The 9023-nt window shown below is 72.1% G+C and carries 8 protein-coding genes; all 8 read right to left on the bottom strand.

Features of this window, described 5'->3' with window-relative positions; all coding sequences use genetic code 11:
- Window positions 1-513: 513 nt before the first annotated feature.
- On the bottom strand, window positions 514-1773 hold the full coding sequence (tyrS, locus tag H9I49_RS18050) for a tyrosine--tRNA ligase (protein WP_188031739.1): 1260 nt from the start codon (window positions 1771-1773) through the stop codon (window positions 514-516).
- A gap of 110 nt (window positions 1774-1883) precedes the next feature.
- Window positions 1884-2519 carry a DNA-3-methyladenine glycosylase gene (locus H9I49_RS18045; RefSeq protein WP_370587636.1) on the bottom strand — a complete coding sequence of 212 codons (636 nt, stop codon included), beginning with the start codon at window positions 2517-2519 and terminating at the stop codon, window positions 1884-1886.
- A 22-nt stretch (window positions 2520-2541) separates the two neighbouring features.
- Window positions 2542-4065 (bottom strand): argininosuccinate lyase, encoded by a 1524-nt coding sequence (argH, locus tag H9I49_RS18040; RefSeq protein ID WP_223128830.1) that lies wholly within the window; start codon window positions 4063-4065, stop codon window positions 2542-2544.
- A 28-nt stretch (window positions 4066-4093) separates the two neighbouring features.
- Window positions 4094-4579: an arginine repressor gene (gene argR / locus H9I49_RS18035; RefSeq protein WP_188031738.1), complete on the bottom strand. Its 486-nt coding sequence runs from the start codon at window positions 4577-4579 to the stop codon at window positions 4094-4096.
- Window positions 4580-4584: 5 nt separating this feature from the next.
- Window positions 4585-5772, bottom strand: a complete 1188-nt coding sequence (locus tag H9I49_RS18030) for an acetylornithine transaminase (RefSeq protein WP_188031737.1) — start codon at window positions 5770-5772, stop codon at window positions 4585-4587.
- A complete protein-coding gene (argB, locus tag H9I49_RS18025; protein WP_188031736.1) occupies window positions 5769-6776 on the bottom strand; it encodes an acetylglutamate kinase in 1008 nt (335 codons plus the stop codon). The genes H9I49_RS18030 and argB overlap by 4 nt, the downstream gene beginning before the upstream one ends.
- Window positions 6773-7939 carry a bifunctional glutamate N-acetyltransferase/amino-acid acetyltransferase ArgJ gene (gene argJ, locus H9I49_RS18020; protein WP_370587635.1) on the bottom strand — a complete coding sequence of 389 codons (1167 nt, stop codon included), beginning with the start codon at window positions 7937-7939 and terminating at the stop codon, window positions 6773-6775. The genes argB and argJ overlap by 4 nt, the downstream gene beginning before the upstream one ends.
- Window positions 7936-8979: an N-acetyl-gamma-glutamyl-phosphate reductase gene (gene argC, locus H9I49_RS18015; RefSeq protein WP_370587634.1), complete on the bottom strand. Its 1044-nt coding sequence runs from the start codon at window positions 8977-8979 to the stop codon at window positions 7936-7938. Before argC ends, argJ begins: the two co-directional genes overlap by 4 nt.
- Between the last annotated feature and the right edge of the window lie 44 nt (window positions 8980-9023).

Genomic DNA, 9023 nt, shown 5'->3' with positions numbered 1-9023 from the left:
GCCAGGCCCCGAGACGAGGTAATTGGCATCGATTTTTGACACGCTGTTGAGTTCTCAAGAATCGGACACACACCATCAACCACCTCACCGAGGAGGCCTCCGGGGCAACCCTTCAAACTTACCCGCCTCAAGCTTGGGAGTCAAACTCGCGATCCGCCCTTCAGGGCGTCCGAGCCGACCCGCTTGGTGTCAGCGGTTCCTGCTCTCCGAAGCCTACCCGATCAACCGGACTGCTTCGGACCTTCGTCAACCCCGGGACCGGCCTACTTCGCGTCGCGATCACTCGCTCCGCCGTGGCGTCCGTTCCTCCCTGTCGGGCTGACGAAGAGAACATTAACCCGCTCCCGCCGAGAAACACAAATCCGCCCTCCCCAGAGTGGCGAAAGGGGCGAATCCCGTGGTGTATCAACGGGATCCGCCCCTCCGCCGGTGCTTCTGCGCTGCTTCTGCGCTGCTTCTGGGTGCGTCCGGCTGCTCCTTGCGCCCGGGTGGGCGCAAGGGAACGAACCGGCCTCAGACGCGACGTGCGGCGGCGAGATTGCGTCGGCCCCTTTTGAGTACCGCCACCGACCCGTGCAGGAAGTCGCCCTCACCGAGCACGAGCTCCGGGTCCGTGACCTTGGCGTTGTTCAGCGACGCACCTCCCTCCCCGATCGCCCGCCGGGCGCCGTTGCGCGAGTCGACGAGCCCCACGGCCACGAGCGCGTCCACGACGGAGGTTCCCACCGCCACGCCGGCTCCGGGCAGCTCGGCCGTCGCGTCACCGAGCGTGCGCGCGTCGAGGCCGGCCAGGTCGCCCTTGCCGAAGAGCGCCTCGGACGCAGCCTGTACGGCCGCGGTCGCCTCGGCGCCGTGCACCAGCGTGGTGATGTCGGCGGCGAGCGTCCGCTGTGCCGCCCGGCGGAACGGCTCCTCCTTCACCTGCCGCTCCAGCTCCGCGACCTCGTCGGGCCCCCGGTCGGTGAAGACCTTGAGCAGGGAGACCACGGAGGCGTCCTCGATGTTGAGGAAGTACTGGTAGAAGGCGTAGGGGCTGGTCATGTCGGCACTCAGCCACACCGCGTTGCCCTCGGACTTGCCGAACTTGTTGCCGGCCGCATCGGTGAGCAACGGGGTCGTCAGCAGGTGCACCGCCTTCCCCTCGACCCGGTGGATGAGGTCCACGCCGGCGGTGAGGTTGCCCCATTGGTCGCTGCCGCCGGTCTGCAACGTGCAGCCGAACTCCCGGTACAGGTGCAGGTAGTCGAGCCCTTGGAGCAGCTGGTAGCTGAACTCGGTGTACGAGATGCCCTCGTTGCTCTCGAGCCGCGTCGCGATCGCGTCCTTCTTGATCATCTGGTTGACCCGGAAGTGCTTGCCGACGTCGCGCAGGAAGTCGAGCGCGGACAGCGGAGCGGTCCATTCGAGGTTGTCGACGAGGATCGCTGCGTCGTCCCCCTCGAAGGAGAGGAACGGCCGCACGAGCTCCTTGATCCGAGCCACCCAGTCGGCGGTCTGTTCCTTCGTCTTGAGCAGCCGCTCCGACGTCGGCTTCGGGTCTCCGATCAGGCCGGTGGAGCCACCGACGAGGCAGATGACCTTGTGGCCGGCGCGCTGGAAGTGGCGCAGCACGACGAGCTGGACGAGGTTGCCGAAGTGCAGCGAGGGCGCCGTGGGGTCGAAGCCGCAATACAGCGTGAGGGGTCCCTCCGCGAGTGCTTCGCGCAGCGCCGCCTCGTCGGTGGACTGTGCCACCAGGCCGCGCCACTGCAGCTCGTCGAAGATGTCCGTCACGGGTATCGGTGTCCTCTCTCCACGGCGGGCTCCCTGCCCACCGGCACACAGCCTGCCGTATGCCGCCGCGGCCGGGCCACCGAGTACCGCGTGGTCCCGCATGGCGGGCGTCAGCGACGCCGCCGCACGACGCCGGGCCGGTACGCGGAGACCGTCGGGTCGCCCGCGACCGAGAAGCGCCAGGGGTAGGCGGCCGCGTCGCCCCCGGGACCGCTGACCCCGACCCGGGGACCGACGACCACCTGCTCCGGCGCGACCGGGTCGCCCGCGGACACGACGAGGTCGATGGGGTCGCCGACGAGCGGCCGGCAGAAGTCGAGCCCCGTGTGCGCCTTCGACATCGCGAGCGCCTGGCCGAGACGCCCCGGCCCCCTGGCCCAGTCGCGCTCGCGCACCGGGCCGCGCCGTGCGCGGACGAGGTCCTCGCCCTCCAGGACCTCACCCGCCCGGACGAGAACCGCGGATGCCGACCCCACCTCGCCGACCACGAGGTTGACGCACCAGTGGTGCCCATAGGTGAAGTAGACGTAGGTGAACCCCGGTGGCCCGAACATCGGGGCGGTCCTCGGGGTCACCCCACGGAAGGCGTGCGACCCGGGGTCGAGCTCGCCGGCATACGCCTCCAGCTCGGTCAGGCGCAGCGTCACCCCGCCGAACGACAGGTGGCGCCCGAGCAGCTCGGGCGCCACCTCGAGAGACGGGCGCGCGAAGAAGTCGCGGGGCAGTCGCTGGTCCTCGAGGCTCACCGGCGACAGGCTAGCCCGAAGGTCAGACGGCGGCGGCCCAGCGCCGGGCCTCGGCGAGACGCTCGCGGGCCGCAGCGAGCTGCTCGGTGACGCGGACGGGCGCGGTGCCCCCGACGGCGTCACGCGACGCGAGCGACCCGGGCACCGAGAGCACCGAGCGAACCTGCGGCGTCAGGTGCTCGCTGAACCGCGCGAAGTCCTCGTCGGAGAGGTCCCACAGCTCGATGCCGCGCGACTCGCACTCCCGGACACAGGCCCCGGCGACCTCGTGGGCGACGCGGAACGCGACGCCCTCCCGCACGAGCCACTCGGCGATGTCGGTCGCGAGGGCGAAGCCCTGCGGCGCCAGCGACTCGAGCCGGTCGGTGTGGAACGTCAGGGTCTCGACCATCCCGGAGAACGCCGGCAGGAGCACCTCGAGGGTGTCGACGGCGTCGAAGACCGGCTCCTTGTCCTCCTGCAGGTCGCGGTTGTACGCGAGCGGGAGGGCCTTGAGCGTCGTCAGCAGCCCGGCCAGGTCGCCGACCAGCCGGCCGGCCTTGCCGCGGGCGAGCTCGGCGACGTCGGGGTTCTTCTTCTGCGGCATGATGCTCGACCCGGTCGAGTACGCGTCGTGGAGCGTGACGAAGGAGAACTCCTTCGTGGCCCAGAGCACGACCTCCTCGGCGATGCCCGAGATGTCGACGGCCGTCATCGCCGCGACGAACGAGAACTCGGCGGCGAAGTCCCGCGACGCCGTGCCGTCGATCGAGTTCTCGACGGCCCGGGCGAAGCCCAGGTCGCGCGCGACGGCCTCGGGGTCGAGGCCGAGCGAGGAGCCGGCCAGGGCGCCCGAACCGTAGGGCGAGGCGTTCGTGCGCGTGTCCCAGTCACGTAGCCGGTCGACGTCGCGCAGCAGCGCCCAGGCGCGCGCGAGCAGGTGGTGCGAGAGGAGGACCGGCTGGGCGTGCTGCAGGTGGGTGCGGCCCGGCATCGCGACGCCGAGGTGACGGTCGGCCTGCGCCACGAGCGCGTCCACGACGTCGAGGACGAGCCCGCCGACGATCCGGGCGTGCTCGCGCAGGTACATCCGGAAGAGCGTGGTCACCTGGTCGTTGCGCGACCGTCCCGCGCGCAGGCGTCCTCCGAGGTCCGGTCCGACCCGCTCGATCAACCCCCGCTCGAGCGCCGTGTGGACGTCCTCGTCGTCCTGCGCCGGCGCGAAGTCCCCGGACAGGACGTCGGCCTCGAGCCGGTCGAGTCCGTCGAGCATGCCGGCGAGGTGCGCGTCGGAGAGCAGGCCCGCGGCGTGCAGGACGCGGGCGTGCGCACGGGAACCGCCAATGTCGTGCGGCGCGAGGCGCCAGTCGAAGTGGGTGCTCTTCGACAGCGCTGCGAGCGCCTGGTGGGGTCCGCCGGTGAACCGGCTCCCCCAGAGACTCACGCGGGCCTCCGGGCCACCTTCAGGGCCGCCGTCGGGGCCACCGCCGGGGCCACCGCCGGGGCCACCGTCGGGGCCACCGTCGGGGGTGGTGCCGCTCGTGCCGGTGGTGGCGTCGGTCGTCATCGGTGGTTCTCCTCCTGGTGGGGTGGGGTCAGTCACGGTTGCCGGCGAGCGCCTGGAGCCGCTCGGCGACGGCAACCGCGTGCGTCGCGCTCGCCGTCACGATCATGATCGTGTCGTCGCCGGCGATCGTGCCGACGACCTCGGGGTCGCGAGTGAGGTCGATCGCCGAGGCGAGGTAGTTGGCCGCGCCGGGCGGGGTGCGCAGCACGACGAGGTTGGCGGCTGCCGTGGCCGACACGAGCAGCTCCTCGCAGGTGCGGCGCAGCCGCGCCGAGGCGGAGTCCCCGAGGGAGCCGACCGCTGCCACCTCCCCGCCCTCGCCCGGCACGGCGTACACGAGTGCCCGGCCGCGACGCACCTTGACGGCGCCGAGCTCGACCAGGTCACGCGACAGGGTCGCCTGCGTGACCTCGGTGCCCTCGGCGACGAGCAGGTCGGAGAGCTCGCCCTGGCTGTGCACGGCATGCACGCCGAGGAGCTCGACGATGCGGCGCTGGCGTTGCGTGCGGCTCATGACGATCACTCCGCCGCGCGCTCTCGTGCCACCGCGAGGATCGCGGGCAGCGCGTCGAGGAACCCGCGCAGCTCCTCCTCGGAGAGGACCAGCGGCGGCGCGAGTCGCAGCGCCGTCGGGGTGACGGCGTTGACGATGAAACCGGCCTCGCGGGCAGCCGCCATGACGGCCGCGGAGGGTATGCCGTCCAGCTCGACCGCCCGGAGCAGGCCGCGCCCGCGCGTGCCCGCGACGCCCTCCACGTCGAGGTGGTCGAGCAGCGCACCGACCTGCCGGACGTGCTCGAGCAGCCCGTCGCGTTCGATCGTCTCGAGCACGGCCAGACCGGCCGCGCAGGCCAGCGGGTTGCCGCCGAAGGTCGTGCCGTGCTGACCGGCGGTCAGCAGCGCGGTGACCTCGGGTCCGAACGTCACGAGCGCGCCGATCGGCACCCCGCCGCCCAGGCCCTTGGCGAGCGTCATCGCGTCGGGGACGATCCCGGACGCCTGGTGCGCGAACCAGTCGCCGGTGCGGCCGATGCCGGTCTGGATCTCGTCGACGACGAGGAGCGCGCCGCACCCCGTCGTCAGCTCGCGAGCGAGACGCAGGTACTCGGTGGACAGCTCGCGCACTCCGGCCTCGCCCTGGAGCGGCTCGAGGAAGAGGGCCGCCGTCGCGTCGTCGACGGCGTCGCGCAGCGCGCCCGCGTCGTTCGGGGGCACGAAGACGACCTCGGGGATGAGCGGCTCGAAAGGCTCGCGGTAGGCGGCCTTGTGGGTCAGCGCGAGGGCACCTGTGGACCGCCCGTGGAACGAGCCCTCGAGCGCGATGATCCGTGTGCGCCCCGTGCGCCGCGACAGCTTGATCGCAGCCTCGGTCGCCTCGGTGCCGGAGTTGGCGAAGAAGACGCCCGACCCCCCGGGGGCGGCGCTCACGGCGAGCAGGCGCTCGGCGAGCGCGATCGCCGGCTCGGACGTGAAGAAGTTGGAGACGTGGATGGCCGACTCGGCCTGCTTGGCGACTGCCTGCACGAGAGCGGGGTGTCCGTGGCCGAGCGCGTTGACGGCGATGCCCGAGAGCAGGTCGAGGTAGCGCTTGCCGTCGACGTCGGTGACCCAGCAGCCGTCGCCCGAGGCGAGGACGAGCTGGGGCGTGCCGAAGACCTGGACCATCGCGCCGGCGTAGCGGCCGAGCAGGTCGCTGCCCGTCGTCATGAGGACTCCTCGGGGGTGGGTTCGGCCGGCCGGGGCTCCGACGCCCCGGGTCCGGGGACGTCGGGCAGCACCATCGTGCCGATGCCCTCGTCGGTGAAGATCTCGAGCAGGATCGAGTGCGCCTTGCGCCCGTCGACGACGTGCGTCTGGGGCACGCCGCCCTCGACGGCGCGGATGCACGCCTCGAGCTTGGGCACCATGCCGTGGTCGACGCGGGACAGCAGCTCGCGCGCGTCGGTGACCTCGATCGCCGACAGCAGCGACCCGCGGTCGGGCCAGTCGGCGTAGATGCCCTCGACGTCGGTGAGCACGACGAGCTTCTCGGCACGGAGGGCCACGGCGATCGCGGCGGCGGCGGTGTCGGCGTTGACGTTGAGCACCTGGCCGTCGACGTCGAGGTCGGGCGCCACCGTTGAGACGACCGGGACCCGGCCGGCATCGAGGATGTCGATGATGGCCGACGGGTTGACGCTCTCGACGTCGCCGACGAGCCCGAGGTCGACCTCCTCGCCGTCGACCAAGGTGCCACGGCGGCGGGCGCCCAGCAGGGCGGCGTCCTCGCCGGAGAGCCCGACCGCGATGGGCCCGTGCTGGTTGAGCAGCCCGACGAGCTCGCGGCCGACCTGCCCGGTCAGGACCATCCGGACGACGTCCATGACCTCGGGCGTCGTGACGCGCAGGCCCCCCTTGAACTCGCTCTCGAGGCCGACACGCTCGAGCATCGCCTTGATCTGCGGGCCACCGCCGTGGACCACGACGGGGCGCAGGCCTGCATACCGGAGGAAGGCGATGTCCTGGGCGAAGGCCGCCTTGAGCTCGTCGTCGACCATCGCGTTGCCGCCGTACTTCACGACGACGAGGGCGCCGCGGAAGCGCTCGAGCCACGGGAGCGCCTCGACGAGCGTCGCGGCCTTGCCTGCCGCGACCCGGAGGGAGGCGGCGTCGATGACTCCGCGGAGGTTGCGGTGTGACGCGCTGCCGATGGGCTCGTGGGTCGTCGTCATGAGCTGTAGGCCGAGTTCTCGTGGACGTAGTCGTGGGTGAGGTCGTTGGTCCAGACCGTGGCCGTCTCGCGGCCGGCGTGGAGGTCGACGAGGACATGCACCTCGCGTGGGGTGAGGTCGACAAGACCGCGGTCCTCACCGACGCCGCCTGCCCGGCAGACCTGCACGCCGTTCATCGAGACGTCGAGCGTCGTGGGGTCGAACGCCGCGCGCGTGGTGCCGACCGCGGCGAGGACGCGGCCCCAGTTGGGGTCGTTGCCGAAGACCGCGCACTTGAAGAGGTTGTTGCGGGCCACCGCCCGCGCCACCTCGAGGGCGTCGTCGACGGACGCGGCGCCCGTCACCTCGATGGCGATGTCGTGGGCGGCCCCCTCCGCGTCGCCGATGAGCTGGCGGGCGAGGTCCGAGCAGACGGCCGTCAGCGCGTCGGTCAGGCTGTCCCGCCCGACCGTCACACCGGAGGCCCCCGACGCCAGGACCACCACGGTGTCGTTGGTCGACATGCAGGCGTCGGAGTCGATCCGGTCGAACGACACGGCGGTCGCGGCGCGCAGGGCGGCGTCGAGGTCATCCTGCTCGACGGACGCGTCGGTCGTGAGGACGACGAGCATCGTCGCGAGGGCTGGGGCGAGCATGCCCGCACCCTTGGCCATGCCGGAGACGGACCAGCCCTCGCCTGCGTGACGGGCGACCTTGTGCACCGTGTCGGTCGTCTTGATGGCGACCGCAGCCTCCTGGTGGCCGTCGGGCGAGAGCGCCGCGGCGGCCGCCTCGACACCCGAGGTGATCTTGTCCATCGGCAACAGCTCGCCGATCAGGCCGGTCGAGCAGACGACGACGTCACCTGCCGAGACCCCGAGCACCTCAGCCGCGTGCTCGGCGGTGCGGTGGGTGTCGAGGAATCCCTGGGCGCCGGTGCACGCGTTGGCGCCGCCGGAGTTGAGCACGACGGCGTCGACGCGCCCGTCGGTCACGACCTGGCGCGACCACGTGACCGGCGCTGCCTCGACACGGTTGCTCGTGAAGACCGCGGCAGCGTGGTGGTCGGGGCCGTCGTTGACGACGAGGGCGAGGTCGGGGGCGCCGCTCGCCTTGAGGCCGGCCTTGACCCCGGCCGCACGGAAGCCCAGGGGCAGGTCGACGTGTGCGGGGCTGCTGCTCACGGGGCCACTCCTGCGATCGGTAGGCCGACGGTCTCGTCGAGACCCAGGGCGATGTTGGCGCACTGCACGGCGGCGCCGGCGGTGCCCTTGGTGAGGTTGTCGATCGCCGAGACGACGACGACGCGCCGCAGCCGCTCGTCGACGGCGACCTGGAGCTGGACGTGGTTGCTGCCCACGACGGCCGCGGTCGTCGGCCACACGCCCTCCGGCAGCAGGTGGACGAACGGCTCGATGGCGTACGCCCGCGCCCAGGCCTCGCGCACGGCGCCCGGGTCGACGCCGGGACGCAGCCGCGCGGTGCACGTCGCGAGGATCCCCCGCGGCATCGGCGCGAGCGTGGGCGTGAAGGAGACGCTCACGGGCTCGCCCGCGGCTCCTGACAGGTTCTGCTCGATCTCCGGGGTGTGCCGGTGGACCCCGCCGACGCCGTACGGCGACATGGCGCCCATGACCTCGCTGCCGAGCAGGTGCGGCTTGAGCGACTTGCCGGCACCGGACGTGCCGGACGCGGCGACGACGACGACGTCGTCGGGCTCGAGCAGGCCGGCCGCAAAGCCGGGAGCGAGTGCGAGCGAGATACCCGTCGGGTAGCAGCCGGGCACCGCGATGCGGGTGGCTCCCGCGAGCCGTGCCCGCTGCACCGTCCCGGCCGGCCCGGGCAGCTCGGGGAGGCCGTAGGGCCACGACCCGGCATACGCCGTGTCGTAGAAGCTCGTCCAGGCCTGCTCGGACTCGAGCCGGAAGTCAGCCCCGCAGTCGATGACGACGACGGAGTCTGGCAGCTTTGCCGCGATGGCGGCCGAGTGGCCGTGCGGCAGCGCGAGGAAGACGACGTCGTGACCCGACAGGGTCTCGAGGGTCGTCTCCGCGAGCACCCGTTCGGCGAGGGGCACGAGGTGCGGGTGGACCGCCCCCAGCCGCTCGCCCGCGCTGCTGGCCGCCGTCACGGCCCCGACCTCGAAGTGCGGGTGAGCGAGCAGCAGCCGGAGGATCTCTCCTCCGGCGTAGCCACTCGCCCCCGCAACTGCTGCCCTGATCACAATGCATGACTATACACGAACGTGCATACTCCTGCATCGGTGTC

It is taken from the genome of Terrabacter sp. MAHUQ-38 (assembly GCF_014518425.1).
Classification (GTDB): domain Bacteria; phylum Actinomycetota; class Actinomycetes; order Actinomycetales; family Dermatophilaceae; genus Terrabacter.
This window is presented reverse-complemented; position numbering and strand designations above follow the sequence as displayed.

What these genes read in the sequence shown, in the direction of transcription:
- argH (WP_223128830.1), bottom strand. Translation starts at nt 4,065, where the DNA reads ATGACGACCGACGCCACCACCGGCACGAGCGGCACCACCCCCGACGGT.
- argR (WP_188031738.1), bottom strand. Translation starts at nt 4,579, where the DNA reads ATGAGCCGCACGCAACGCCAGCGCCGCATCGTCGAGCTCCTCGGCGTG.
- H9I49_RS18030 (WP_188031737.1), bottom strand. Translation starts at nt 5,772, where the DNA reads ATGACGACGGGCAGCGACCTGCTCGGCCGCTACGCCGGCGCGATGGTC.
- argB (WP_188031736.1), bottom strand. Translation starts at nt 6,776, where the DNA reads ATGACGACGACCCACGAGCCCATCGGCAGCGCGTCACACCGCAACCTC.